The organism is Acidovorax sp. GW823-FHT01C06, assembly GCF_058798375.1.
In genome coordinates, this window is record NZ_JBXAKN010000001.1 from 171,549 (window position 1) to 196,684 (window position 25,136).

Consider the following 25,136-nt stretch of genomic DNA (forward strand, 5'->3'; position numbering starts at 1 on the left):
GCATGCTCCATGCAAACCCAACTCGCCCCTGAATACCGCGCCCGCGCCGATGGCCTGGAGGCCGAGGCCATCCTGCGCAAATGCGTGCACTGCGGCTTCTGCACCGCCACCTGCCCCACCTACCAGCTGCTGGGCGACGAGCTCGACGGCCCGCGCGGCCGCATCTACCTCATCAAGCAGGTGCTCGAGGGCGCCGAGCCCACGCGCAAGACCCAGATGCACCTGGACCGGTGCCTGACCTGCCGCAACTGCGAAAGCACCTGCCCGAGCGGCGTGCAATATGGTCATCTGGTCGATATCGGCCGCAGGATCGTCGATGAGAAAGTCGCCCGCCCGGTGGGCGAGAAGGCCTTGCGCTGGGCGCTGAAGGAGGGCCTGCCTTCGCCCCTGTTCGCCCCCGCCATGAAGGCCGGGCAACTGGTGCGCGGCCTGCTGCCCGCATCCCTCAAGGCCAAGGTGCCTGCGCCCCAAAATGCCGGCGCCTGGCCCGTGCGCGAACACGCGCGCAAGGTGCTTTTGCTGGCCGGCTGCGTGCAGCCGGCCATGATGCCCAACATCAACACCGCCACCGCCCGCGTGCTCGACGCCGTGGGCATCCAGACCGTGGTCGCGCCCAAGGCGGGCTGCTGCGGTGCCGTCAAGTTCCACCTCAACGACCAGGACGGCGGCAAGGCCGAGATGCGCGCCAACATCGACGCCTGGTGGCCGCTGGTGGAGCAGGGCGGGGTGGAAGCCATCGTCATGAACGCCTCGGGCTGCGGCGTCACCGTCAAGGAATACGGCCACATCCTCAAGGACGACGCGCAGTACGCCGCCAGGGCCGAACGCATCAGCGCGCTCACGCGCGACCTGTCGGAGCTGCTGCCGGCCCTGCTGCCCGAGCTGGCCGACAAGCTGGCGGGCCGCGCCCAGCCCGCCGCCGACGTGCTGTACGCCTACCATCCGCCGTGCACGCTGCAGCACGGCCAGAAGCTGCGCGGCGGGGTGGAAACGCAGCTTGCGCGCCTGGGGTTCCGGCTGCGCGCGGCGCGCAACGAGGCCCACCTGTGCTGCGGCTCGGCGGGCACGTATTCGGTGCTCAACCCGGACCTGGCGTACCAGCTGCGCGACCGCAAGCTCGGCGTGCTCGGCGAGGCGTTCGGCGACCAGCCCCCGGACGTGATCCTGTCGGCCAACATCGGCTGCATCACCCATTTGCAAAGCGGCACCGGCACGCCGGTGCGCCACTGGATCGAGGTGCTGGACGAAGCCCTGGCCTGACAAGGGGATGCCGCCGCTGGCGGGCTTTTCTCCAACGCTGGCATGATTGAGGGTTTTGTTGCCCTCTCCCTCACCCATTCGCACCGCCATGACCGACTCCGTGCCCGCACAAGAACAACCGAGCGCAGCCCCTGCCACACCGCTGGCGGCGCCTGTTTCGGCCGCACCGGCCGAGGCGGCTGCCGCCGCTCCCGGGGCGTCCGCCGCCGCTCCCGGGGCGTCCGCCGCCGCCGACGCTGCCGGGGCACCCCAGCAGCGCGCGGGCGGATCACGCCGTGGCGGCCGCAACCGCCGCAAGCCCGAAGGGCGCCCGGCGCCAGAGGGCGGCGCCGAGGCCTCTGCCCCCGCACCTGCGGGCGCGCGCGCGCCGCAGCGTGTGCACCCCGCGCTGGAGCAGCTGGCGGGACTCTACCCGCACCTGTTCGGCGCGGTGTTCCGCCCGCTCAAGCGCGGCATCTTCCAGGACCTGCTGGCCGCGCACCCCGAGGTGTTCGAGCGCGAGGCGCTCAAGGTGGCGCTGGGCATCCACACCCGCTCCACGCGCTACCTGCAAAGCGTGGCGGCGGGCGACCGGCGCCATGACCTCTCGGGCCAGCCCGTGGAGGACATGGCCCCCGAGCACGTGCACCATGCGCTGCTGGAGGTCTACCGCCGCAAGAAGGCCCGTGCCACCGAGGACCTGCTGCCCAAGCTGCGCAACCGCATGATGGCCGCGTTCGAGGCCTCGGGGCTCACGCGCGAGGCCTACACCGAGTTGGTGCAGGGCCGCGACGAAGCCGCCAACGCCATCCTCGAAGAGGCCTTTGCCGAATGGTCGGCGCGCAACGCCAAGGACGAGGCCCTGCTGCGCGCGTTCGAGGCCAGCGGCCAGACACTGGAGGCCTTTGCCGACATGTACGGCCTGGTGCCCCGCACCGTGGGCCAGCAGCTCGAGCGCGCTCGCCGCCTCGCCGCCGCGCGGGTGCAGGCCGCGGCGGCCGCGGCCGTGGCCGCCATCGCACCGGCCCCGCAAGACGCCTGACGCGAGAGGCTCGCCCGTGCCGGCGGCACCTTCCAGGCTGATCTTCCTGCCGGGCGTGGGGGGCGACCCCGCGTTCTGGCAACCGGTCTCGTCGGCCATGCCGCTGCCCGCCGCGCGCGTGCTGCTGGGCTGGCCCTGGCGCGATGCAGGAGCCGGCGCGGGGCTGGCGCCGGACGCGGCCGGTGGCATGCAGGATCTGGTCGATGCGGTCACGCCGCACATGGACCGGCCCTGCGCGCTGGTCGCGCAGTCCCTGGGCGGCGTGGTGGCCCTGCTCGCCGCCCTCGAGCGGCCCGACCACCTGACCCACCTGGTGCTCGTGGCCACGTCGGGCGGCGTGCCCATGGACGACCTGCATCCCCACGACTGGCGGCCCGATTTCCTGCGCGCCAACCCCGCGTTTCCGCCGTGGATGGCCCAGGCGCGGTGGGACCTGTCGGCCCGGCTGGCGTCGGTGCGCGCGCCCGCCCTTTTGCTGTGGGGCGACAGGGACCCCATCAGCCCCGTGGCCGTGGGGTGGCGCCTGTGCGGCCTGCTGCCCGGCGCGCGCATGCACGTGCTGCCAGGCGGTGCCCACGACCTGGCCCGCACGCACGCCGGGGCCGTGGCCGGGCACATCCACCGCCATCTGCGGGGCGGCGCCTCAGGGGATGCCGGACAGGGCGCTTCGCAGAACGCCTAGAATCCCGCTGCGGCCCGGTTCATGGGTTGCCGTAAGCGTTTACGTCAATCAACGTGCCAACCAACGCCGGCCTTGCCGGGGTGGTGGCCTCTTTCCTGTCCCGGCGCGGCCCGCGCCGCGTGGGCGGGCGGGGGCGGCACCTTGTCTGACCGGCTGCTTTCTGGAACTGCAATGAACCACTCTTCGTCGCCCACCCCACCGCCTTCCCCCAGGACCTCCTGGGGCCTGCGCAAGCTGCCCGCGCGGTCCGCGGCCTGGGTCATGCCCCTGCTGCTGTCGCTGCTCATGACCTTCATCGTGTCCCTGATCAGCACCGTGCGCGTGGTGGGCTTCTCGCTGGATCTTCCCCGCCTGTGGATGAGCTCCTGGGCACTGTCCTGGCTCGTCGCCTTCCCCACGCTGCTGCTGGTGCTGCCCGTGGTGCGCCGGGTGACGGCCGCCATCGTGGAGCCGCAGGGCTGAGGCCCCCCGGGGCAGGCTGCTGACACGGTGTGTCAGCAGCCTGCCGCCCGGCCCCCAGCGCGTTGCGCACGCTACTGACATCAGGCTGTCAGCAGCGGGTCCGCACCATCGGTCCTCGCAGCTGCACACCACCGATCGATCCATCGATCCCCTTCACAGACAAGAGAGGACCAGCCCATGACCACACCCACCACCGTCCAGATTCCCGCCTTCAGCGTGGCCGGCATTGCCGTCCGCACGCGCAACAGCGACGAGATGAACCCCGCCATCGCGCGCCTCGGGGGCCTGTGGGACCGCTTCTTCAGCCAGAGCTGGGAGCGCAAGTTGCCTGGCCGCGACAGCGATGGCCGCATCTTCGGCGTCTACAGCGGCTACGAATCCAACGAACACGGCGCCTTCGACGTGACCGCCGGCGTGGCCACGGCCGACCCGGAACTGGCCCAGGCGGTGCCCGGAGCCGCCCGCGTGGACATCCAGGCGGGCGACTACCTCGTCTTCACCGGCCACGGCGACATGCCCCAGATGGTGATCGACACCTGGGTCCGCATCTGGCGCTACTTCGCCGAGAACCCGCAGGTGCAGCGCCGTTTCGGCACCGATTTCGAGGCCTACGAGGGCCCGGACAGCGTGGCCATCCACGTCGGCGTGAAGCCGTAGCGCCGCCGGCCTGCCGATGGCGGCGCACCCCGCCCAGCCGCCACGCGCAGCGCCTTGGCGTTGGTGCATGATGCTATATGTTCAATAGCTTCCCGCGCTGATGGCATGAGCGGTGCAAGCCAGGAATACCCACAAGATGTCCCCTTTCATCCATGCGCCGCGCTGACCGCCTTTTCCAGATCGTCCAGCTCATCCGGGGGCGGCGCCTGTCCACGGCGGCGTTCCTGGCCGAGCGGCTCGAGGTGTCTCCGCGCACCATCTACCGCGACGTGGCGGACCTGCAGCACCAGGGCGTGCCCATTGAGGGCGAGGCCGGCGTGGGCTACCGGCTGGGCGCCGGCTTCGAGCTGCCGCCGCTGATGTTCAGCCAGGGCGAGGCCAACGCGCTGGTGGCGGCCGCGCGGCTGGCGCAGGCCTGGCTGGACGCGGGGCTCGCGCGCGAGGTGGAAGGGGCCCTGGGCAAGATCCTGTCGGTGCTGCCGCCGGCCGCGCGCGCGGCGGCCGAGGCGCAGGCGCTGTATGCGCCGTCCGTGGGGCTGGACCCCCGGGCGCAGGCCACCCTGCAGGCCCTGCGCGAGGCGGTGCACAGCCGCCACGTGGTGCAGATCGACTACGCCGACGTGCACGGCCGCCCCAGCCTGCGCCGCCTGCGGCCGCTGGGGTGCTTCTACTGGGGCAAGGTCTGGACGCTGTCGGCCTGGTGCGAGCTGCGCAACGATTTCCGAGGCTTTCGCATCGACCGCATCGTGGACCTCGTGGTGCTGGAGGAGCAGTTTCGCCAGGAGCCCGGCAAGACGCTGGCCGACATGCTGCGCAAGGTGGAGGCGGAGATGGCCTCGCGGCCGCCCGAATGGCCGCCCGCGCCGACGCCCGGGCTGACGGCCTGAGGGCCTTTGGGCCCTGGGCCGCGCCGGCCCGCCAGGCATCAGCCGCGCCGGGCCGCCTCGATCGTGGCGATGTCGATTTTTTTCATCCCCATCATGGCTTCGAACGCGCGCGCGGCCGCCGCCTTGTCGGGACCGGTGACCGCGGCCGTCAGGGCCCGGGGCGTGATCTGCCACGACAGGCCCCAGCGGTCCTTGCACCAGCCGCAGGCGCTTTCCTGGCCGCCATTTCCGACAATCGCATTCCACAGACGATCGGTTTCGGCCTGGTCGTCGGTCGCCACCTGGAACGAGAAAGCCTCGCTGTGCCGGAAGGCGGGGCCTCCGTTCAGGCCCAGGCAGGGGATGCCCATCACCGTGAACTCGACCGTCAGGACGTCGCCCTGCCGGCCCGAGGGAAAGTCCCCGGGCGCCCGGTGGACCGCGCCCACGGCGCTGTCCGGAAACGTCTCGGCGTAGAACTTCGCGGCATCCAGCGCGGTGCCGTCGTACCACAGACATACCGTGTTCTTGCTGACCATCTTGGTGCTCCTTGGGGGCGGGACAGCGCAGTAGCCTCTCACATCTGGCGGCAGGCTGCAATGCGCGCGAGGGGCCTTGGGTGGCGGGGCATTGGTGGTGCGGCGGCTTCTTGATGCTATTAAAAAAATAGCTATTTGCGCAGATTCGATAAGCGCTGATGGGACTTTGAGCTACAGATGCCCGGCCTGGAAGACGGCCCTCGCATGGGGCGCCAGGGCCGCGGGCCTGGGGTGCGGCGGTCCTGGCACCATAGTGCAACGAATTGCTACGCACCGGGATTTGCATGCGGTTTCGGGACGCTCGATCAAGGATTCCGGGCCCCCAGGATAATCCGGGCCGGCGCCGTCGCCGTCGCCGTCGCGCAAGATCCGCTGCCGCGCCTGGGGCGCATGGCGGCCGCGAACCCGTCGTGCCCACCGGCGCCACGGCCTCCCTGGCGGCCGACCAGGCCGGCAATGCGCGGTACCTGGGCGCCGCCCTCGTGGCACCCGGGCACGCCGTGGTGCATGAAGGAGGCTGCGGGGCGCTGGCGCCCGCGCGACTGGGGCCGGTGGTGGAGCCGCGGGTCCTGGTGGCCGGGACGGTGGTGCGGCGTGTGGCGTGGCTGCGGCCGCTGTTCGGGTTGCCGGGCGGGCGCGGGCGCGTTCCGAAGACAATGCCAGCATGCAGCCCCGCTCCCATGCCCCTGGCGTCCAGCCCGTGATCCGGCCGGCGACCGATGCCGACAGCCACGCCGGCCTGGCCCGCGTGTGGCGCAGGGCCTGGCGTTCCGCCAACCCCTCGGTGAGGCCCGTGGCTCCGCCCGGCCACTGGGAGGCGCGGGTGCGCGCGGAATTCGGTCCGCCGTGTGCGGTGCTGGTGCGTGCGGTGGGGCCGGAGGTCACGGCGTTCCTGGTGCTGGACGTGGGCGGCGCGCATCTGCACCAGCTGTTCGTGGACCCCGCATACCAGGGCCGGGGCGTGGGGGCCGAAATGCTGCAGCAGGTGATCCGCCTGTGCCCGGGCGGCTGGACCCTGCACGTGGCCACGGGCAACCACGGCGCGCGCCGCTTCTATGCGCGCCATGGCCTGGTGGAGGGGCCGGTCGATACCCATCCGGCCACGGGCCGCGAGCGGGTGCTGTGCCGCTGGGCGCCTGCGGCGGCAGCGGCAGCAGGCTGAGCGCGGCCTCAGGCCGCGAGGGCCGCCTCGATGTCGCCCGCCAGCTTCTTGGGCGCGTCCTGCGGCGCATAGCGGCGGATCACGCGGCCGTCCTTGCCAACCAGGAACTTGGTGAAATTCCATTTGATCGCCTTGCTGCCCAGCAGGCCGGGCGCTTCAGCGGCGAGCCACTGGTACAGGGGCGACGCGTTGGCACCGTTCACATCGATCTTGGCCATCATCGGAAAGCTCACGCCGTAGTTGAGCTGGCAGAAGCTCGCGATCTCGTCGTTGCTGCCCGGGTCCTGGCTGCCGAACTGGTTGCAGGGAAAGCCCAGCACCACCAGGCCCTGGCCGCCGTACTGCTTGTGCAGCTCTTCCAGGCCCCCGAACTGGGGCGTGAAGCCGCAGGCGCTGGCGGTGTTCACGATGAGCAGCACTTTGTCCTTGTATTGCGACAAGGGCACGGTCTGGCCGTTCATCTGCTGGGCTTCAAAGTCGTAGATGCTGTCGGGCATGGCGCATGCTCCTGAAGGTGGAAGACTGTGCATGGTAGGGGTTGCGCCCCTTTTCCGCTTTTCGCCCCGGCGGTTCAGGGGGTGCTGGGGCCCGCCCTGCGGAACTGCAGCGCGGCGAGCAGGGACGCCAGCAGGATCATCGCCCCGCCCAGCACGGTGCGCGTGTTCAAGGCCGAGGCGCCCAGCAGCGCGGAAGACACGCTGGCGAACATCACCTCCGACAGCATCACCAGCGCCGTGGTGCCGGCCGCCAGGCGCGCGGCGCCGAACTGCAGCGCCCAGTTGCCCAGCATCAGCACGCCGGCCAGCAGCAGGCCGGTGACGACCCAGGTGCTGTTGGGGGCGGGGAAGGGCTCGACCACGCCCACCTGCAGCCCGAGGCCAGCCACGGCCAGCGCCATGAGCATGCAGCCGCCGAACATGGTGGCCATGCGCGCCGGCCCGGGCACGGCGTGCAGGCGGCGCAGGGTGACGTTGGTGAGCGCGAACATGAAACCGCCCAGCAGGGCCAGCGCGTCGGCCAGGCTGAGGTTCTGCAGCAGCCGGGCGGCGGGCGCGCCCTCGGGCAGCAGCACCAGCACCACGCCGGCGAAGGCCAGGGCCAGGCGCAGCAGCGCGGCGGGCGTGGGGCGTTCGCCCAGGACCCGCCAGGCCAGCAGCACGGCCCAGGCAGGCATGAGATAGAACAGCAGGATCACGCGCACCACGTCGCCGATGGTCACGGCCCAGTTGAAGGCCACGTTGTTCAGCCCCGAGGCCAGCGCCAGCAGCCACAACTGCGGATGTTCGCGCACCTGCCGCAGAATGCCCGGGCGCCAGGCCATGAGCGCGAGCAGCACCACGGCGTACATGCAGGCCGTGGCCCACAGCGGATGCAGCCCCGCCTGGTGCATGTGCTGGAACGGCCACCACGCCAGGCCCCAGACGAAGGCGTTGAACAGCAGGGCGGCAAAGGGCAGGGGAGATTGCATCGAGAATAAAAATAGGCTATAGCGCTTGATAGATAAGCGTCAATAGCTATCGATTATGTAGCAATTTGCGCAAGTGAGGCGGCGCCAAAAACTGGCACGCTTCCCCGCCAGTGCACCCGTGGAACTGGCTCTGCCAGGCCACTGGGTGCGTCCCCATCCGGGGGAAGCGGCGCAGCCGCTCAGGGGGGCAACTCAATGATGCGTATCGTGCCGCGCAATGTGCAGCAGGTGGTTCACTTCGTCGCGGTGGTTGATGCAGTTGCGCTGGTGCCAGCGGCGGATGATCCACATGATGGCCGCCACCACGAGGCCGAAGGTGATGATCGCACCAAACACCGACAGGCCCAGCTTGAGCGACAGGCTGTAGAACGCGCCCAGGCCCAGGATGCAGGCCTGCTCGTTGAAGTTCTGCACGGCGATCGAGCGGCCCGCGCCCATGAGGTTGTGGCCCCGGTGCTGCAGCAGCGCGTTCATGGGCACCACCAGGTAGCCGCCCAGGCCGCCCAGCAGGATGAGGAAGGGGATCGCGAGCCAGATGTTGCTGATGAACACCATCAGGATCAGCAGCAGCCCCATGGCGATGCCCAGCGGGATCACCCGGGTGGCCATGTCCAGGCGCATGCGCATCGAGGCCACCACCGCGCCCACGGCGGTGCCGATGGCCACCACCCCGGTGAGTGCCGAGGCCTGCGTGGTGTTGTAGCCCAGCGCCACGGCGGCCCAGGCCAGCACGATGAACTTGAGGTTGCCGCCCGCACCCCAGAACAGGGTGGTGGTGGCCAGCGAGATCTGGCCGAGCTTGTCGCGCCACAGGCGGCCGTTGCAGGCCCAGAAGTCCGGCAGCAGGGCCAGCGCGTTGGAGAACACGCTGCGCGCGGGGTCGGCGCGCAGGGGGCGCATTTCCACGCCGGTGTGCGGGATGCGGGTGTTGAACCAGGCCGCCAGCGCATACACCGCGATCAGCGCGGCGATGGCGGACTCGGCGGGGGTGTCCACACCCGTGTCGATCATCGGCAGGTCGAAGCCCAGCAGCATGCCCGACAGGTGCTGCCCCACGAGCTGCCCGCCGAACAGCACGCCAAGGATGATGGACGCGATGGTGAGCCCTTCGATCCAGCCATTGGCCTTGACCAGTTGAGAGGCTGGCAACAGCTCGGTGAGGATGCCGTATTTGGCGGGCGAGTAGGCCGCGGCGCCCAGACCCACCACCGCATAGGCGATGAGCGGGTGCGAACCGAACAGCATCATCAGGCAGCCCACCACCTTGATGGCGTTGCTGACGAACATGACCTTGCCCTTGGGCAGGGCGTCGGCAAAGGCACCGACGAAGGGCGCCAGCACCACATAGAACAGCGCGAACATGGGCACCAGGGCGGCGCGCTGCCACTCGGGAGCGCCTTCTGTGCGCAAAAGCTCCACGGCGGCCACGAAAAGTGCATTGTCGGCCAGCGAGCTGAAAAACTGCGCCGACATGATGGTGTAGAAACCGCGCTTCATCGAATGGCTGGTGGCTGCATCAGTTCGGCTGATGCCCTGTTAAATGTGGGGACCCTGGCAAGTGACGGACGGTTATATCACGCGGATAAACGGCCACGGTGCCAGAATCCTGCGCGTATTCCCCGGTAAATCCCTTGCCCCACCTGGTCCTTTCCATGCCCCGTCCCATCGCCGCCACCATCCACACCGCAGCCCTGCACCACAACCTGGAGCGTGTCCGACAGGCGGCGCCCGATGCCAAGGTCTGGGCCGTGGTCAAGGCCAATGCCTACGGGCACGGCATCGAACGCGCGTACGAAGGCCTGCGCGGCGCCGACGGCTTCGCGCTGCTGGACCTGGCCGAGGCCGAACGCGTGCGGCATCTGGGCTGGCGCGGGCCCATCCTGCTGCTCGAAGGCGTGTTCGAGCCGCGCGACCTGGAGCTGTGCTCGCGCCTGGGCCTGTGGCACGCGGTGCATTGCGACGAGCAGATCGACATGCTGGCCGCCCACAAGACGCAGGTGCCGCACCGCGTGTTCCTCAAGATGAACTCGGGCATGAACCGGCTGGGCTTCGCGCCGCAGCGCTTTCGCGCGGCCTGGGCGCGGCTCAACGCGCTGCCGCAGGTGGACGAGATCTCGTTCATGACCCACTTCAGCGACGCCGATGGCCCCCGGGGCGTGGCGCACCAGCTGGCCGTGTTCAACACCGCCGCCCAGGACCTGCCGGGCGAGCGCACGCTGAGCAACAGTGCCGCCACCCTGCGCCACGCGGCGGACGCGCGCGTGCGCGCCGACTGGGTGCGCGCCGGCATCGCGCTGTATGGCAGCGCGCCCGACTACCCCGAGCATGACGCCAGCCATTGGGGCATGCGCCCCACGATGACCCTCGCCACCCGCCTCATCGCCACGCAGCAGCTGCAGGCGGGCGACACCGTGGGCTATGGCTCGCGCTTCACTGCCGAGGGGCCGCTCTTGATCGGCGTGGCGGCCTGCGGCTATGCCGACGGCTACCCGCGCCACTGCGATACCGGCACCCCGGTGCTGGTCAACGGCGTGCGCACGCGGCTGGTGGGGCGGGTGAGCATGGACATGGTGACGGTGGACCTCACGCCGCTGCAGCAGGCGGGCGTGGCCGCGGGGTTCGGCTCCGAGGTCACGCTGTGGGGCCAGGCTGGCAACGGCACGGTGCTGCGCGTGGACGAGGTGGCCGCCGCCGCGGGCACCGTCAGCTGGGAGCTGCTGACGGCACTGGCCCAGCGCGTGCCCGTGTCGGTGGATGGCATCGGCTGATCCGAACCGTCGACAAGTTCACGCACGGCGGGGCGCGGGGCTGCACCGCCGGGCCAAAGTGGTGTGAAATGGCGCGGCGCTGGCACGCAACACCGCCGGCCGCCCCCCTCTTTCCACCGCAGGTGTTTCCTCCATGGCCACTTCCCGCAGCGACCGCCACAGCAACAGCAAGAAGAAAACCTCCACCTGGCGCTCCGTGCGCATGCCCCACCACGGCACGGTGGCACGCACCCTGCAGCAGCGCTACAGCCTGCGCTGGCATGGCCTGCTGATCGGCAGCTTCACGCTGCTGCTGATGTGGTGCACCTCCCACGTGCAGATGCTGGTGGGCGTGGAGTCGCTGGCGCTGCGGTATTTCGTCACCCTCTCGGTCGGCTACCTGGGGTACCTGCTGGTGCTGCGGGCCTGGGCGGCGCGGCTGGTGCGGCAGGACCGCGACACGGGTGGCGATGGCAGCGGCCTGGATGTGCCCGACGTGTCCTGGCCCGGCAACGGGCCGTCGGGCGGTGGCGGTGGCCAGGTGCCGCTGCCGCGCACGGGCGGCGGTGATTTTGGCGGTGGCGGAGCGTCGGGCGATTTTGGTGGCGCATGGACGCAGGGCCTGTCCAGCGGGGGCTCCGGCAGCGATTCCAGTGCGCTGGGCGACCTGGCCAGTGGCGCCGCCGACGCCTTGGGCAGCGCCGACGAAGGCGCCGTGGTGGTCGTGCCCGTGGTGGCGATCTTCCTCATCGGCGCGGCGATCATTTTTGGCGCGGGCTCGCTGGCCATGCTGTTCTTTGGCTGGGATGTGCTGCTGACCGTGGCGGTGGAGATCGCCTTCTCGGTGGCCACTGCGCGGGCCGCCGTGGGCGTGGAGCGCGAGGGCTGGCTCACGGCCGCCGTGCGCCTGACCTGGAAGCCGCTGCTGGGAGCGCTGGTCTGCGCCGTGGTGCTGGGTGCCACCATCGACCATTTCCTGCCCGGCGTGCAGTCGTTGCCCCAGGCCGTGCGCGTGATCCAGGGGCAGTGATGCAAAAGGCAGAATGCTACTAAATTAGTAGCTTGAAATATAGACTTATCAAGCGGTAGGGGCCGGTTCTTTTCATGTCCTGGCGCCTCCCGGCCTGGGTCAGGCTGGCCCCGCGTTCCCTCTCCCGGCCTCAGCGGCGGCAGTCCCGGCCACCTTCGCAGCCGGTCTCGATGGCGTCCAGGTTGCTGCGCACCTGCGCCAGCAGGGCGAGCAGCTGGGCCTGCGTGGCGTCGTCGCACCCTTTGAGCAGGGACGCAGCCAGCCCCCGGCGGGCGTCGCGCAGCGCCTGGTGCAGGGCCGCACCCTGGGCGCTCAGGCGCAGGCAGCGGCTGCGTTTGTCCTCGGCATTCGGTGCGCTCTCCAGCCAGCCCTTGTCCTGCAGCATCCCCACCATGCGGGCCACCTGTGCCTTGTCGGCGCCGCTGTGGGCCACCAGTTCGCGCTGCGTGGTGCCGGGGTGGCGGCCCACGAACATCAGCGCCCGCACTTCGTTGTGCGTCAGGTCGGGGTGGATGGCGGCCATGGCGCGCACCATGTGGGCCCGGTAGACATGCAGCAGGTCGTGCATGGCTTCAAAGACATCGGCGGGCGCGTGGGTGGTCATGGCGATTTGTGGTTGACAAAATCAACCAATGCGCAGATCATTGGTTGATTAAATCAACATTTTAAGTCATGAACGCACCCCTGCCTACCGCCACACCCCGCGCCGACGCTGCGCACCTTGCCATCGAACGCGTCCGCCACCCCTTGCAAGCCCGCCACCTCCAGGTGGTGCGGCGCACCGCCGTCAGCCCCGGTTTCGTGCGGCTCACCCTGGCCGGGCCCGAACTGGCCGGGTTTGTGAGTGCGGGGTTTGACGACCACCTCAAGCTCATCCTGCCCCAGCCAGGCCAGGAGCGCCCGTCGCTGCCGTCGATGCAGGACGGCCGCCCCGTCTTCCCCGACCCACGCCCCGTGCTGCGCGACTACACCCCCGCGCGCCATGACGCCGCTGCGGGCGAGCTGGACATCGAGGTGGCCTTGCACGACGCAGGCCCCGCCACCGACTGGGCCGCGAGCGCCGCCGTGGGCCAGTGGGTGGGCATTGCCGGGCCGCGCGGCAGCATGGTGGTGCCGACCGGTTTTGACTGGCATTGGCTGCTGGGCGACGAAACCGCCTTGCCCGCCATCGCCCGCCGCCTGGCCGAGCTGCCCGCGCACACCCAGGCCACCGTGCGCATCCAGGTGAGCAATCCTGCCGACCAGCGGGTCCTGGCCAGCGCGGCGCGGCTCGATCTGCAATGGGTAGACGCGCTGCCCGCGGCGGTGGAAGATCTGGCGCTGCCCACCGGCGCGGGGTTTGTGTGGGCCGCCGGCGAACACGGCGACATGGCCGCCGTGCGCCGTGCCGTGCTGGCCAAGCCGGGCGTGGACGCCAAGCGCATGCGCATCTCCGCCTATTGGAAGCGCGGCGCTGCGGACCACCACGAAGACCTGGTCAGCGCAGCAGCGTAAGCGCCGCCGCTTGCTGCACCGCTTCGGTCATGCGGTGCAGCGCCTGCACGTTCAGGCGCCAGTACTGCCAGTACAGCGGAACATCGACGGGCTTGCCCGGAATCAGCTCGACCAGCGTGCCGGCCTTCAGGTCGTGCTGCACCATCGGGTCCGGGGTCATGCCCCAGCCCAGGCCAGCCCGGGAGGCCATGACAAACGCGTTCGCCTCGGGCAGCCAGTGCACGGGCGGCGCGAGTTTGCGGCGCGTGATGCGCCCCACGAAACGCGCCTGCAGCGCATCCTTGCGGTTGAACACCAGCATGGGCGTCTGTGCCAGGGTGGCGGCGTTCACCCCCTGGGCAAAGTGGCGCTGCAGGAAGGCGGGGCTCGCCAGCGCGCGGTACCGCAGCGTGCCCAGCGGCAGCACCTTGCAGCCCTGCACGGGTTGGGGGTCGGCCGTCACGGCGGCCATCACGCGGCCTTCGCGCAGCAGGTTGGCCGAATGGTCCTGGTCTTCAACATGGATGTCGAAGGTGATGCTTTGGCCCTCCGCGGCCTGCGCCATGGCATGGGGAAACCAGGTGGCCAGCGAGTCGGCATTGACGCCGATGGCCAGGCGCGTGGACGCGTGCTGCCCGCCGCCGAGCGTGGCCAGCGCGTCGGCCTCGCTCAGCGCCACTTCGCGGGCGTGCCGGTACAGGGCCTGACCGGCCTCGGTGGGCGCGCAGGGTGTGGCGCGGCGCACCAGCACCTGGCCCACGCGTTCCTCCAGCAGCTTCACGCGCTGCGACACCGCCGAGCGCGTGACATGCAGCACAGCGGCGGCGCGCTCGAAGCTGCCCTCGTCGATCACGGTGGCAAAGGCGTTGAGCTGGGCGGAGTCGAGGCGCATGGATAGTTAGCCATTCTGACGGATCGTTAAAAAGTATAGCTGGCGTGACCATGGCACGCGGCCCACAATCCGCGCCCATGAGCACCACTGCCTTTCTTCACGGATTCACGTCGACGGCCATCCTGATCATGGCCATCGGCGCGCAAAACGCCTTCGTGCTGCGCCAGGGCCTGCGGCGCGAGCATGTGCTGCCGGTGGTGCTGGTGTGCGCCCTGTCCGACGCGGCGCTGCTGCAGGCGGGGGTGTGGGGCATGGGCGGCGTGCTCCTGGCCCGGCCGGAGTGGGCGCAGTTCATGCGCTGGGCGGGGGCGATTTTTCTGGCCGCGTACGCGGTGCAAGCCGCCAGCCGGGCCTTCAAGCCGGCCCATCTGCTGGTGTCGGCCAACGGGCCGGGTGCGAGCCTGCGCGCCACGCTGCTCACCGTGGTGGCGCTGACCTGGCTGAACCCGCATGTGTACCTGGACACCGTGGTGCTGCTGGGCACCATGGCCAGCCCCTACCCGGTGTGGGGCCGCGCCACGTTTGCGGCCGGGGGCTCGCTGGCCAGCGCCCTGTGGTTCCTGAGCCTGGGCTTCGGTTCGCGCTGGCTGGCGCCCGTGTTCGCGTCGCCCGGGGCCTGGCGGGTGCTGGACGGGGTGACGGCGGCCACCATGATGGTTCTGGCGGTGGCGATGGGTCTAAGCTAAGAAAGATAAGTTCGTTGGGTAAAACGCGGGCTTGCTCCATAGTCGGTCTATTGACTGATCTGGAGTGTTTTCCCCATGCGTTTCAAGACCCTTTTGCTCGCGGCCGCCCTGGCCACTGCCCTGCCGATGGCGGCACAGGCCAAGACCTTCCGCTGGTCCCGGTCGGTGGACATTTCCACCTGGGACATCCACGCCCAGAACGTGGGCGTGAACAACACCATGCACGGCGCGGTGTACGACACGCTGGTCGAATACAACAGCAAGACCTTCAAGCCCGAGCCTTCGCTGGCCACCGAGTGGAAGCTCATCAAGCCCACCCAGTTGCGCCTGACCTTGCGCAAGGGCGTGAAGTTCAGCGACGGCAGCGAGTTCACGGCCGACGATGCCAAGTTCTCGCTGGAACGGGCCAAGGCGAAAAGCTCCAACTTTGCCGTATACACGCAGGGCATTGACCGGGTCGAGAAGATCGACGCCTACACCATCGACATCCACTCCGACCTGCCCAACCCGGTGCTGGTGAACCAGCTCACCGAGCTGCGCATTCTGAGCAAGGCCTGGGCCGAAAAGAACAAGTCGGTCGAGCCCAAGGACATCAAGACCAAGGACGAGACGTACGCCCACCGCAATGCGCTGGGTACCGGCCCCTACCAGCTCAAGCAGTGGACGCCCGACCAGCGCGTGGTGCTGGAGCCCAACCCGCACTGGTGGGGCAAGGGCAAGTACCCCACCAACCTGACCGAGATCGTCTACACCCCCATCAAGGCCGACGCCACGCGCACGGCCGCGCTGCTGTCGGGCGAGATTGATTTCGTGATCGACCCCAGCCTGCAGGACCTGGCGCGCATCAAGCAGACGCCCAACCTGCAGGTGCTCGAAGGGCCGGAGTACCGCACCATCTTCCTGGGCCTGGACCAGTTCCGCGACGAGCTGCCCGGCTCGGACGTGAAGGGCAAGAACCCGCTGAAGGACCTGCGCGTGCGCAAGGCGCTGTACCAGGCCATCGATATCCAGTCCATCCAGCGCGTGGTGCTGCGCGGCCTGGCCCAGCCCACGGGCACGCTGATCGCCAACCAGGTGAACGGCTGGACCAGGAAGGCCGACGTGCGCTACCCCTACGACCCCAAGGCCGCGCAGAAGCTGCTGGCCGACGCGGGCTACCCCAACGGCTTCGAGGTGGACTTTGCCTGCAGCGCTGGCCGCTACATCAACGACGAGCAGCTGTGCCAGGCCATCACGTCACATTGGGCCAAGGTGGGTGTGAAGGCCAAGCTGCGTTCGCTGCCGTTTGCCACCTACTTCCCGATGATCCAGCGCAACGAGGCCAGCATCTACCTGCTGGGCTGGGGCGTACCCACGTTCGACGCGTTCTACAGCCTGCAGTCGCTGGTGCGCTCGCCTGGCGCGGGCGGCGACGGCAACTTCAACCTGGGCCGCTTCTCCGACCCGCAGCTCGATGCCCTGGTGGAGCGCGTGAAGAAGGAGTCCGATGCCACCACGCGCAACGGCCTGATCGAGCAGGCGCTGATCAAGGAGCATGAGCTGGTGTCGCACATCCCGCTGTACAACCAGGTGATCCCGTGGGCGGCGACGAAGAAGGTGGACATCATCCACCGTGCCGACAACCGGATCGACTGGCGTTATCTCAAGGTGAATTGATCACCTGCGCCCCGCAAAAAACAAGCCCCGGTGCTGCCAGAGCCCGGGGCTTTTTTTTCCTGCCGCTGCTCGCCGCGGGCTTCAGGCCAGGGCGCGCTGCACGGCGGGGCGTTGCAGCATGCGCTGGGTGTGGGCGTGCACCTTGGGAAAGAGCGCAATGTCCACGCCATCGCTGGCCAGCCAGCTGGCGATGGTGAAGAGATAACCATCGGCCACGGTGTACTGCGCGCCCATCACCCAGGGGCCGTGTTCCGCAGCGGGCAGGTAGTGGCTTTCGATGAGGTTGAAGCAGTCGGTCATGTTCTGCGGCACCTTGCGCTGCATGGCGGCAATCGCTTCGGGCTCGTCGGCCCAGCGGCTGGCGCGGGGGCGGTGCGCATGGGCGATGTGCACCGTGGAGGCCAGGTAGCTGTGGAACTCCTGCAGACGCGCAAAGCCGTGGGCATCGGTGGGGGCCAGGCGCGCCTCGGGGAAACTCTGCGCCACATACGCCAGCAGGGCGGGTGTTTCGGTCAGGGTACCGTGTGGCGTGGCCAGCGCGGGCACGCGGCCCTTGGGGTTCACGGCAAGGTATTCGGGCGTGCGCTGCTGGCCCGCGGCGAAGTCCACGCGCACCAGTTGGTACGGGGCGTCGGCCTCTTCCAAAGCGATGCGAACGGCCTGCGCGCAGGTGCCGGGGGTGTAGTAGAGCGTGAGAGTGGTCATGGTTGATGTGCTATAAAATAGATAGCTATTGGCGCTTGATAGGTAAGCGCTGACGGCCAATTTTCTTGAAATATTTCAGTACAGGCCTCGTGTGCGTGCCATCAGGCGGGTCAGGCCCAGCAGCGCATCGGTGTGGGGCGTGGGTGTGTGGGTGATCTGCCCCAGTTCACGCACCGCGCCCACCAGGGCGTCGATCTCCATGGGCTTGCCGGCCTCCACGTCCTGCAGCATCGAGGTCTTGAACGCGCCCAGCTTGCGCGTGACGGCGTGGCGGTCCTCGGGCTGCTGGTCGATGGGCAGGCCCAGTTTCTCGCCAATGGCCTTGGCTTCCAGCATCACGGCGCTGACAAAACCGCGCACCAGGTCGTCGTCCAGGATGCGGTCGGTGGTGGCGCCGGTCAGCGCGCTGATCGGGTTCATGGTGAGGTTGCCCCAGAGCTTGAACCAGATGTCCTTCTGGATGCAGCCGGTCACCTCCACATCGATGCCGCCGCGCTGCAGCGTGTCGGCCAGCGCCTGCAGCCGCTCGCTGCGGCGGCCGTCGGGCTCGCCCACGATGAGGCGGTTGCCAAAGTGCTGGCGCACAAAACCGGGCGATTCCAGCGAGCAGCTGGTGTGCACCACGCTGCCCACCACGCTGCGCGCCGGGATGGCTTTGGCAATCACGCCGCCTGCATCCACCGACTGCAGGGCATGGCCCTGCGCCGCGCCGCCAAAACCGTCGAGGAACCACCACGGCACGCCGTTCATGGCCGTGAGCACGGTGGTTTCGGGCCCGATCAGCGGGGCCATGGCGCGCGCCACCTCGGGCAGGCCCGGCGCCTTGACTGCGACCACCACCAGGTCCTGCACGCCCAGTGCCGCCGGGTCGTCGTGCGCGGTGACGGCCACCTGCGCCAGCGTGCCGTCGGCGCGCCGCATTCGCAGCCCCTCGGCCTGCAGGGCGCGCAGCGTGTCGCCGCGCGCCACCATGCTGACCGGGTGGCCCGCCTGCGCGAGGGCCACGCCCAGCCAGCCGCCGATGGCGCCCGCGCCGTAGATACATGCTTTCATGGTTGTAGAGCCTTTGTCTTCCAGGGTTGTTGTTTGTGGTGGTGAGGGATTCGGGGCGCGCGACTGCTGCGGGGCCTCAGTAGCCCGCCGGGCGCTGGGGGGTGCCCACGGCATCGGTGCGAAAGCGGGCCAGCAGATCCTGCGCGGCGCTGGCCAGCAGCATGGTGTCCACGCCCACGGCCACGAACAGGGCGCCCGCCGCCAGCCACTGGCGCGCCTGCGACTCGGTGGTGGCCAGAATGCCCGGCGCCTTGCCCGCGCGCAGGATGCGGGTGATGCCATCGTGGATGGCGGCCTGTACGTCAGGATGTCCCGGGTTGCCGGGGTGCCCCATGGAAGCCGACAGGTCGGCCGGGCCGATGAACACGCCGTCCACGCCGGGCGTGGCGGCAATCGCATCCAGGTTGGCCATGGCTTCCACCGTTTCGGCCTGCACCAGCAGGCACACCTGCTGGTTGGCCTCGTGCACATACCGGGGGTAGGCCTGCCAGCGCGACGAACGGGCCAGCGCGCTGCCCATGCCGCGCACACCCTCGGGCGCATAGCGCGTGGCGCGCACCAGCTGCCGTGCCTGCTCGGCGGTGTCCACCATGGGCACCAGCAGGGTTTGCGCGCCGATGTCCAGGTACTGCTTGATGAGCGCGGTGTCGCCCACGGGAACCCGCGCAATGGGGTGGGGCGCCCGCGCGCCGGGGGCGAGGGCGCTGCCGGCGCTGGCGATGGCCTGCAGCTGGTGCAGGATGGAGCGCACGTCGTTGGGCGCATGTTCGCCATCGACCAGCAGCCAGTCGTAGCCGGTGCCGGCGATGATTTCCGCGCTGTAGGCGTCGGCCAGCGCAAGCCACAGGCCGATCTGCGACTGGCCCTGGGCCATGGCCTGTTTGAAGGGGTTGACGGGTGTCTGCAATGTGAGCTTCCTGCGGCGGGGTGCCAAGCCCTCCATCGTACGGGCTGTTGCCAGCACGTGGGGGCATGGCCGCTATAGTCGGCTGCCCCACCCCGGGGGCTTTCCCTCTACATCGCCATGGCCAAAGAAAAAACCACGTTCACCTGCACCGAATGCGGCGGCACCAGCCCGCGCTGGCTGGGCAAATGCCCGGCCTGCGGTGCCTGGAACACGCTGATCGAGCAGGTGGCCGACGCGGGGCCGGGCAAGAACCGCTACAGCGGGTCGCAGTTTGCAGGCCTGGCCCAGGCGCAGGCGGTGATGCCCTTGTCGGCCATCGAGGCCAGCGATGTGGAGCGCACACCGAGCGGCATCGATGAGCTGGACCGGGTGCTGGGCGGCGGCATTGTCGAAGGCGGCGTGGTGCTCATCGGCGGCGACCCGGGCATCGGCAAGTCCACCCTGCTGCTGCAGGCGCTCGATGCCCTGCAGCGCGTGGGCCTGCCCACCTTGTATGTGACGGGCGAGGAAAGCGGCGCCCAGGTGGCGCTGCGCTCGCGCCGCCTGGGGCTGGACCACAGCCAGGTGAACGTGCTGGCCGAGATCCAGCTCGAGAAGATTCTGGCGACCATCGAGTCCATGCAGCCCGCGGTGGCCGTGATCGATTCCATCCAGACGGTGTATTCCGACCAGCTCACGTCCGCGCCCGGCTCCGTGGCCCAGGTGCGCGAATGCGCGGCGCACCTCACGCGCTGTGCCAAGTCCACCGGCGTGGCCATCGTGCTGGTGGGGCATGTGACGAAGGAAGGCGCCCTGGCCGGGCCGCGCGTGCTGGAGCACATGGTGGACACGGTGCTGTACTTCGAGGGTGACACGCACAGCCAGTTTCGCCTGGTGCGCGCCATCAAGAACCGCTTTGGCGCGGTCAACGAGATCGGCGTGTTCGCCATGACGGAAAAAGGCCTCAAGGGCGTGAGCAACCCGAGCGCCATCTTTTTGAGCCAGCACAGCGAGCCCGTGCCGGGCAGCTGCGTGATGGTCACGCTCGAAGGCACGCGCCCGCTGCTGGTGGAGATCCAGGCGCTTGTGGACAGCGGTGGCCCCAGCCCCCGGCGCCTGTCCGTGGGCCTGGACAAGGACCGCCTGGCCATGCTGCTGGCCGTGCTGCACCGCCACGCGGGCGTGGCCTGCATGGACCAGGACGTGTTCGTGAACGCGGTGGGCGGCGTGCGCATCAGCGAGCCGGCGGCCGACCTGGCGGTGATGCTGGCCATCACCTCCAGCCTGCGCGGCAAGGCGCTGCCGCGCGGCTTCCTGGCCTTTGGCGAAGTGGGCCTGGCGGGCGAGGTGCGGCCCGCGCCGCGCGGCCAGGAGCGCCTCAAGGAGGCTGCCAAGCTGGGTTTCAGCGTGGCCGTGGTGCCCAAGGCCAACGCGCCCAAGAAGCCCATCGAGGGCCTGACCATCCACGCCGTGGAGCGCGTGGAGGAGGCGATGAACGTGGTGCGGGAGATGGGCTAGGAGGGCCTGCAGACGGCGGTGACGCGCTGGTACAGCACGCTGCCGCTGTACAGGCCCAGCACCTCCTCGCGCGTGCATTGCATGGTCAGCACATGCTGGCCCTGGGCGGAAATGGCCGCCGCCGATTCAGACCGCGCCGTGGCCTGGGTGCCATCGGCATTGACGCGGATGTCCAGCTTGCCCAGCCGGCTTGCGGAGCGCAGACCGCTGGCCTGCATGGCCTGCGCGGACTGCTGCTGCAGCGCACAGATCTCCGCGCGTCCGCCGGAGTACACGCTCGCGGGGCTGCTGCTGTGGTCGGTGAGCTTGAAACTCAGGTCGGGCGCGGCCAGCGCGCACTGGGCACGGTAGTCCGACCGGTCGCCGAGCTCCACGGCTCGCCGCAGCACACCCTCCACCACGGCCGGGGTCAGCCTGGTGATGTTCTCGGCCTTGGGGCTGCTGGCGGCGGGCGCGGCCGGTGGCGCGGAGGGCGCGCTGGCCTTGACCTTGGCCACGGGTGCCGTGGCGGGGGACGGCCGTGGGCTGGGCGGCGCGGCCGGGCGTGGCGCCTGGGCGCAGGCCCGGTCGGAGAAGGTGGTGTGCCCCTTGTCGTCCGTGCACTTGAACAGGTTCTGGCCGCTGGCCGTGGAGGCGGCCAGCATGGCGGCGAGGGCCGCCAGCAAAAGGGGAGGGTTGCGCATGGAAAGCGGTGGGGGGCTGGATGCAGAAGTGCGCAATTAGAGCAGCCGATGGTGGCGGCCCGTGCCGCACCGGCACGTCAGAAAGACTCCCAGTCGTCATCCGACGCCTTCTGGCCCGCCGGGGCCGCGGGTGCGGGAGGCGGTGCTGGGCGCGCCGCGGGGGCCTGCAGCGGCCTGGCAAGGGGCGGGGCGGCCTTGGCGGGGGCGGCTTTGAGCGCGCTGCCCGCCGCCCGCGGCCTGGGCGCCGGGGCCGGCGCGCGGGCAGGGCTGGGCGTGGTGCTGGCGGGCTGGTGGCCCACGTTGAAGACGGACACGACCTCGGCCAGGCGCTGCGCCTGGTCGCGCAGCGAGGCCGCGGCGGCCGCCGATTCCTCCACCAGGGCGGCGTTCTGCTGCGTCATCTGGTCCAGGTTGCTCACGGCCTGGTTGACCTGGCCGATGCCGTCGCGCTGTTCGCTGGAGGATGCGGTGATCTCGCCGATGAGGTCGGACACCCGGCGCACGCTGGCCACGATCTCGTCCATCGACTGGCCCGCCTGCGCGACCTGGCCCGAGCCGGTCTCCACGGTGTCGACCGAGGCGCTGATCAGCTCCTTGATCTCCTTGGCCGCGGAGGCGGAGCGCTGGGCCAGGCCCCGCACCTCGCTGGCCACCACGGCGAAGCCCCGGCCCTGTTCGCCCGCGCGGGCGGCTTCCACGGCGGCGTTGAGGGCGAGGATGTTGGTCTGGAAGGCGATGCCGTCGATCACGCCGATGATGTCGGCGATCTTGCGCGAGCTGCTGGTGATGTGCTGCATGCTCTCGACCACCTGCGCCACGACCTCGCCGCCCCGCGTGGCCGCCTGCGCGGCCGTGGTGGCCAGCTGGTTGGCCTGGCGCGCGGTGTCCGCCGACTGGGTGACGGTGGCGGTCAGCTCTTCCATGCTGGCGGCGGTCTCTTCCAGGTTGGCGGCCGTCTGCTCGGTGCGCGACGACAGGTCCTGGTTGCCCGTGGCGATCTCCACCGAGGCATTGGACATGGAGTCCACGCCGCTGCGCACCTCGGAAACCAGGCCGCGCAGGCGGGCCGCCATCTGCGATACAGAGCGCAGCAGGTGGCCGAACTCATCCTGGCGATCGTCCTGCGCGGACACGGTGAGGTTGCCGCTGGCGATGGCATCGGACAGGTCCACCGCCCGGTTCAGCGGGCGCGTGATGGAGCGCACCAGCAGGAACGACAGCACCAGGCCCAGCGCGAACACGGCCCCCTGGGTGATCCAGGCCAGCAGGTTGGCGCGGCTGCGGGCGGCCTGGGCCTCCTGCCGGGCCGCGTCGCGCTGGCTCTGCTGCAACTGCACGAAGGTCTCGAGGCTGTCCACATAGCGGCCGATGGACGGCAGGTACTTGGATTCGATGAACGACTTGAAGGCGGCCCCGTCGCCACCCTGCTTGATTTCGCGCGCCTGCTTGTTGAGGGCCAGCACATGGGTGCGCTCGGCGGCCACGCGCTCGAGGGCGGCCTTGTCCGCCGGGCTGGTCGCCAGTTCCACCACCTTGGCCTGGATGGCCGAGATGCCGGCCACGCCGGCCTTCACGCGGCCGTCGAACAGGGCCGTCAGGTCCGCATCGGGCGTGGAATTGCTGGCCAGCACCCGCTCGCCGGTGGTTTCGGTGGCGCCCTTCCATTGCGCGGCGAGCGTGATGCGGTTCTCGAACGATGCCATCGACTCCATGGACCGGTCCATCACCTGGGCCACCTGGTGCTGCGCCCAGACCGACACCAGCAGCATGGCACCCAGCAGCCCCACGATAGAACCCCACAGCTTGGGCGACAGGCGCACGTTATCCAATTTCATTGACCATCTCCAGAAAGGACGAGTCCGCATTTTTCGTGCTTCCGCCACGGCCGTAAACACTTGCGGGGGCCCGGCCCGCCTTCGCGTGCGATGTTCTTTCATTAATGTAGTGCTTACACAACGAAACAATTTCTCGGCCAGCGTCTGGAGGTGCCTTGCCGGCCGCTTGGCGCCCCGGCCTCGGGATCTTTGCCGGCGGCCCGGGCGCTCATATGACAATACCGCCCATGAATTTGCGCAAAATCCTGGTGCCCCTGGGCGTGGTGGGGCTGGTTGTTTTTGGTTTCATGGCCTACGGATGGCCCGGTGTGGCCGCCGTCATGGGCGGGCTGGTCATGTGGGCGCTGCTGCATTTCACGCGGCTCATGAATGTGATGAAGAAGGCCGCCAACCGCCCCATCGGGTATGTGGGCAGCGCGGTCATGCTCAACGCCCGCCTCGGCGAGGGGGTCAACCTGATGCATGTGGTGGCCATGACGCAGTCCCTGGGCGAGCAGCTGTCGCCGGCGCAGGCCGAGCCGGAGGTGTACCGCTGGACGGATGGCACCCAGTCGCACGTGACGTGCGAGTTCCGCCACGGCAAATTGGCGAAGTGGACGCTGTGGCGGCCCGAAGGCGACGGTTCCGCCGCCCCGGCGGGCCAGCCCCCGGCCGCCCCGTAAAATCCCCGGTTTGCGACCCACAGCAACAAAAGGACACCCATGAGCCCCGTAGTTCCCTCGATGGCCGACCGTGACGGCAAGATCTGGATGGACGGCCAGATGGTCGATTGGCGCGACGCCAAGATCCATGTGCTGACCCACACCCTGCACTACGGCTGCGGCGCCTTTGAAGGCGTGCGCGCCTACAACACCGCCAACGGCACGGCCATCTTCCGCCTGGAAGAGCACACCGACCGCCTGTTCAACAGCGCCAAGATCCTGCGCATGAAGATTCCCTTCAGCAAGGAAGAAGTGAACGAGGCCCAGAAAGCCGTGGTGCGCGAGAACAAGCTTGAATCCTGCTACCTGCGCCCGCTGACCTGGATCGGCTCGCAGAAGCTGGGCGTCTCCCCCAAGGGCAACCAGATCCACCTGATGGTGGCCGCCTGGGCCTGGGGCGCCTACCTGGGCGAAGAGGGCATGAAGCGCGGCATTCGCGTGAAGACCAGCAGCTACACGCGCCACCACGTCAACATCACCATGACGCAGGCCAAGGCGGTGAGCAACTACACCAACTCCATCCTGGCCAACATGGAAGCGCTGGACGATGGCTACGACGAGGCGCTGCTGCTCGACAGCTCCGGCTTCGTGTCCGAGGGCGCGGGCGAGAACATCTTCGTGATCAAGAACGGCGTGATCTACACGCCCGACCTGTCGGCCGGCGCCCTGAACGGCATCACCCGCAACACCGTGTTCCACATCGCCAAGGACCTGGGCCTGGAGATCGTGCAAAAACGCATCACGCGCGACGAGGTCTACATCGCCGACGAAGCCTTCTTCACCGGCACGGCCGCCGAGGTGACGCCCATCCGCGAACTCGACCGCATCGAGATCGGCGCGGGGTCGCGGGGCCCGATCACCGAAAAAATCCAGAGTGCCTTCTTCGACATCGTCAACGGCCGCAATTCCAACTACGCCCACTGGCTCACCAAGGTCTGATGAACATGTCGCAAGCAACCGTTGAACTCCTGGCCAAGGACCTGAACGCACAGGGCGGGGTTTTCTGCCCCAGCCCCAAGGCCGACATGAAAATCTGGAACAGCCACCCCAAGGTGTACCTGGACGTGGCCCGCACGGGCGAGGCCAAGTGCCCCTACTGCGGAACGGTGTACCGCCTCAGGGCGGGCGAGCGCGTGCACGCCGGTCATTGATTG

27 protein-coding genes are annotated in these 25,136 nt (G+C 69.3%); 16 read left to right on the plus strand and 11 right to left on the minus strand.

Features of this window, described 5'->3' with window-relative positions; translation table 11 throughout:
• Window positions 1-9: 9 nt before the first annotated feature.
• From glcF to AC1RCS_RS00795, 6 genes are all read left to right on the plus strand, one after another.
• Window positions 10-1,260 (plus strand): glycolate oxidase subunit GlcF, encoded by a 1,251-nt coding sequence (gene glcF, locus AC1RCS_RS00770; protein ID WP_369641105.1) that lies wholly within the window; start codon window positions 10-12, stop codon window positions 1,258-1,260.
• 88 nt (window positions 1,261-1,348) lie between these two features.
• A complete protein-coding gene (locus tag AC1RCS_RS00775; protein ID WP_492244746.1) occupies window positions 1,349-2,281 on the plus strand; it encodes a ProQ/FINO family protein in 933 nt (310 codons plus the stop codon).
• A 16-nt stretch (window positions 2,282-2,297) separates the two neighbouring features.
• Window positions 2,298-2,963 (plus strand): alpha/beta fold hydrolase, encoded by a 666-nt coding sequence (locus AC1RCS_RS00780; RefSeq protein ID WP_492244745.1) that lies wholly within the window; start codon window positions 2,298-2,300, stop codon window positions 2,961-2,963.
• A gap of 171 nt (window positions 2,964-3,134) precedes the next feature.
• Window positions 3,135-3,425 (plus strand): DUF2798 domain-containing protein, encoded by a 291-nt coding sequence (locus AC1RCS_RS00785; RefSeq protein ID WP_218339154.1) that lies wholly within the window; start codon window positions 3,135-3,137, stop codon window positions 3,423-3,425.
• Between the two features lie 177 nt (window positions 3,426-3,602).
• Window positions 3,603-4,082: a GyrI-like domain-containing protein gene (locus tag AC1RCS_RS00790; protein ID WP_218296620.1), complete on the plus strand. Its 480-nt coding sequence runs from the start codon at window positions 3,603-3,605 to the stop codon at window positions 4,080-4,082.
• Window positions 4,083-4,234: 152 nt separating this feature from the next.
• Entirely contained in the window at window positions 4,235-4,969 is a 735-nt protein-coding gene (locus AC1RCS_RS00795; protein ID WP_218296621.1) for a helix-turn-helix transcriptional regulator, read from the plus strand.
• Between the two features lie 38 nt (window positions 4,970-5,007).
• Here AC1RCS_RS00795 and AC1RCS_RS00800 read toward each other — a convergent pair whose 3' ends face one another.
• A complete protein-coding gene (locus AC1RCS_RS00800; protein ID WP_218296622.1) occupies window positions 5,008-5,487 on the minus strand; it encodes a VOC family protein in 480 nt (159 codons plus the stop codon).
• Between the two features lie 664 nt (window positions 5,488-6,151).
• Between AC1RCS_RS00800 and AC1RCS_RS00805 the strand changes: the two genes are divergently transcribed.
• Entirely contained in the window at window positions 6,152-6,649 is a 498-nt protein-coding gene (locus tag AC1RCS_RS00805) for a GNAT family N-acetyltransferase (protein WP_492244744.1), read from the plus strand.
• Between the two features lie 8 nt (window positions 6,650-6,657).
• Here the strand turns inward: AC1RCS_RS00805 and AC1RCS_RS00810 are convergent, their stop codons facing one another.
• The 3 genes from AC1RCS_RS00810 to lplT form a co-directional block, all read right to left on the minus strand.
• Window positions 6,658-7,146: a glutathione peroxidase gene (locus tag AC1RCS_RS00810; protein ID WP_218296623.1), complete on the minus strand. Its 489-nt coding sequence runs from the start codon at window positions 7,144-7,146 to the stop codon at window positions 6,658-6,660.
• Window positions 7,147-7,220: 74 nt separating this feature from the next.
• Window positions 7,221-8,117 carry a DMT family transporter gene (locus AC1RCS_RS00815; RefSeq protein WP_492244743.1) on the minus strand — a complete coding sequence of 299 codons (897 nt, stop codon included), beginning with the start codon at window positions 8,115-8,117 and terminating at the stop codon, window positions 7,221-7,223.
• A gap of 192 nt (window positions 8,118-8,309) precedes the next feature.
• A complete protein-coding gene (lplT, locus tag AC1RCS_RS00820) occupies window positions 8,310-9,614 on the minus strand; it encodes a lysophospholipid transporter LplT (RefSeq protein WP_218296625.1) in 1,305 nt (434 codons plus the stop codon).
• Between the two features lie 155 nt (window positions 9,615-9,769).
• On the opposite strand from lplT, the gene alr reads away from it, so the two are divergent.
• Both alr and AC1RCS_RS00830 read left to right on the plus strand, forming a co-directional pair.
• Window positions 9,770-10,885: an alanine racemase gene (gene alr / locus AC1RCS_RS00825; protein ID WP_218296626.1), complete on the plus strand. Its 1,116-nt coding sequence runs from the start codon at window positions 9,770-9,772 to the stop codon at window positions 10,883-10,885.
• 133 nt (window positions 10,886-11,018) lie between these two features.
• Window positions 11,019-11,894 carry a hypothetical protein gene (locus AC1RCS_RS00830; protein ID WP_492244742.1) on the plus strand — a complete coding sequence of 292 codons (876 nt, stop codon included), beginning with the start codon at window positions 11,019-11,021 and terminating at the stop codon, window positions 11,892-11,894.
• Between the two features lie 130 nt (window positions 11,895-12,024).
• Here the strand turns inward: AC1RCS_RS00830 and AC1RCS_RS00835 are convergent, their stop codons facing one another.
• Entirely contained in the window at window positions 12,025-12,498 is a 474-nt protein-coding gene (locus AC1RCS_RS00835; RefSeq protein ID WP_369641113.1) for a MarR family winged helix-turn-helix transcriptional regulator, read from the minus strand.
• Window positions 12,499-12,566: 68 nt separating this feature from the next.
• Between AC1RCS_RS00835 and AC1RCS_RS00840 the strand changes: the two genes are divergently transcribed.
• Complete coding sequence (locus tag AC1RCS_RS00840; RefSeq protein WP_369641114.1) at window positions 12,567-13,388, plus strand: siderophore-interacting protein; 822 nt, start codon at window positions 12,567-12,569, stop codon at window positions 13,386-13,388.
• Here AC1RCS_RS00840 and AC1RCS_RS00845 read toward each other — a convergent pair.
• A complete protein-coding gene (locus AC1RCS_RS00845; protein WP_492244741.1) occupies window positions 13,372-14,259 on the minus strand; it encodes a LysR family transcriptional regulator ArgP in 888 nt (295 codons plus the stop codon). The two genes, AC1RCS_RS00840 and AC1RCS_RS00845, sit on opposite strands and share 17 nt — an antisense overlap.
• Window positions 14,260-14,336: 77 nt before the next feature.
• On the opposite strand from AC1RCS_RS00845, the gene AC1RCS_RS00850 reads away from it, so the two are divergent.
• Both AC1RCS_RS00850 and AC1RCS_RS00855 read left to right on the plus strand, forming a co-directional pair.
• Window positions 14,337-14,945: a LysE/ArgO family amino acid transporter gene (locus tag AC1RCS_RS00850; protein WP_218296631.1), complete on the plus strand. Its 609-nt coding sequence runs from the start codon at window positions 14,337-14,339 to the stop codon at window positions 14,943-14,945.
• 75 nt (window positions 14,946-15,020) lie between these two features.
• Window positions 15,021-16,601 (plus strand): ABC transporter substrate-binding protein, encoded by a 1,581-nt coding sequence (locus AC1RCS_RS00855; RefSeq protein ID WP_492244740.1) that lies wholly within the window; start codon window positions 15,021-15,023, stop codon window positions 16,599-16,601.
• 81 nt (window positions 16,602-16,682) lie between these two features.
• Here the strand turns inward: AC1RCS_RS00855 and AC1RCS_RS00860 are convergent, their stop codons facing one another.
• From AC1RCS_RS00860 to hpaI, 3 genes are all read right to left on the minus strand, one after another.
• Entirely contained in the window at window positions 16,683-17,306 is a 624-nt protein-coding gene (locus AC1RCS_RS00860) for a glutathione S-transferase family protein (protein WP_492244739.1), read from the minus strand.
• A 75-nt stretch (window positions 17,307-17,381) separates the two neighbouring features.
• Window positions 17,382-18,359: a 2-dehydropantoate 2-reductase gene (locus AC1RCS_RS00865; RefSeq protein ID WP_218296634.1), complete on the minus strand. Its 978-nt coding sequence runs from the start codon at window positions 18,357-18,359 to the stop codon at window positions 17,382-17,384.
• 76 nt (window positions 18,360-18,435) lie between these two features.
• Window positions 18,436-19,266 carry a 4-hydroxy-2-oxoheptanedioate aldolase gene (gene hpaI / locus AC1RCS_RS00870; RefSeq protein WP_492244738.1) on the minus strand — a complete coding sequence of 277 codons (831 nt, stop codon included), beginning with the start codon at window positions 19,264-19,266 and terminating at the stop codon, window positions 18,436-18,438.
• A gap of 117 nt (window positions 19,267-19,383) precedes the next feature.
• On the opposite strand from hpaI, the gene radA reads away from it, so the two are divergent.
• Window positions 19,384-20,763, plus strand: coding sequence for a DNA repair protein RadA (gene radA / locus AC1RCS_RS00875; RefSeq protein WP_218339140.1), 1,380 nt, complete (start codon window positions 19,384-19,386; stop codon window positions 20,761-20,763).
• Here the strand turns inward: radA and AC1RCS_RS00880 are convergent.
• Together AC1RCS_RS00880 and AC1RCS_RS00885 are read right to left on the minus strand one after the other, a co-directional pair.
• Window positions 20,760-21,446, minus strand: a complete 687-nt coding sequence (locus AC1RCS_RS00880) for a hypothetical protein (RefSeq protein ID WP_218296637.1) — start codon at window positions 21,444-21,446, stop codon at window positions 20,760-20,762. The genes radA and AC1RCS_RS00880 overlap by 4 nt on opposite strands.
• Before the next feature lie 77 nt (window positions 21,447-21,523).
• On the minus strand, window positions 21,524-23,281 hold the full coding sequence (locus AC1RCS_RS00885) for a methyl-accepting chemotaxis protein (protein ID WP_218296638.1): 1,758 nt from the start codon (window positions 23,279-23,281) through the stop codon (window positions 21,524-21,526).
• Between the two features lie 227 nt (window positions 23,282-23,508).
• Between AC1RCS_RS00885 and AC1RCS_RS00890 the strand changes: the two genes are divergently transcribed.
• The 3 genes from AC1RCS_RS00890 to AC1RCS_RS00900 are packed head-to-tail and all read left to right on the plus strand — an operon-like array spanning window position 23,509 to window position 25,133.
• Window positions 23,509-23,943, plus strand: coding sequence for a glycerate kinase (locus tag AC1RCS_RS00890; protein ID WP_218296639.1), 435 nt, complete (start codon window positions 23,509-23,511; stop codon window positions 23,941-23,943).
• A gap of 39 nt (window positions 23,944-23,982) precedes the next feature.
• Complete coding sequence (locus AC1RCS_RS00895) at window positions 23,983-24,921, plus strand: branched-chain amino acid transaminase (RefSeq protein WP_218296640.1); 939 nt, start codon at window positions 23,983-23,985, stop codon at window positions 24,919-24,921.
• A gap of 5 nt (window positions 24,922-24,926) precedes the next feature.
• Entirely contained in the window at window positions 24,927-25,133 is a 207-nt protein-coding gene (locus AC1RCS_RS00900; protein WP_218339138.1) for a zinc-finger domain-containing protein, read from the plus strand.
• The last annotated feature ends 3 nt before the right edge of the window (window positions 25,134-25,136 follow it).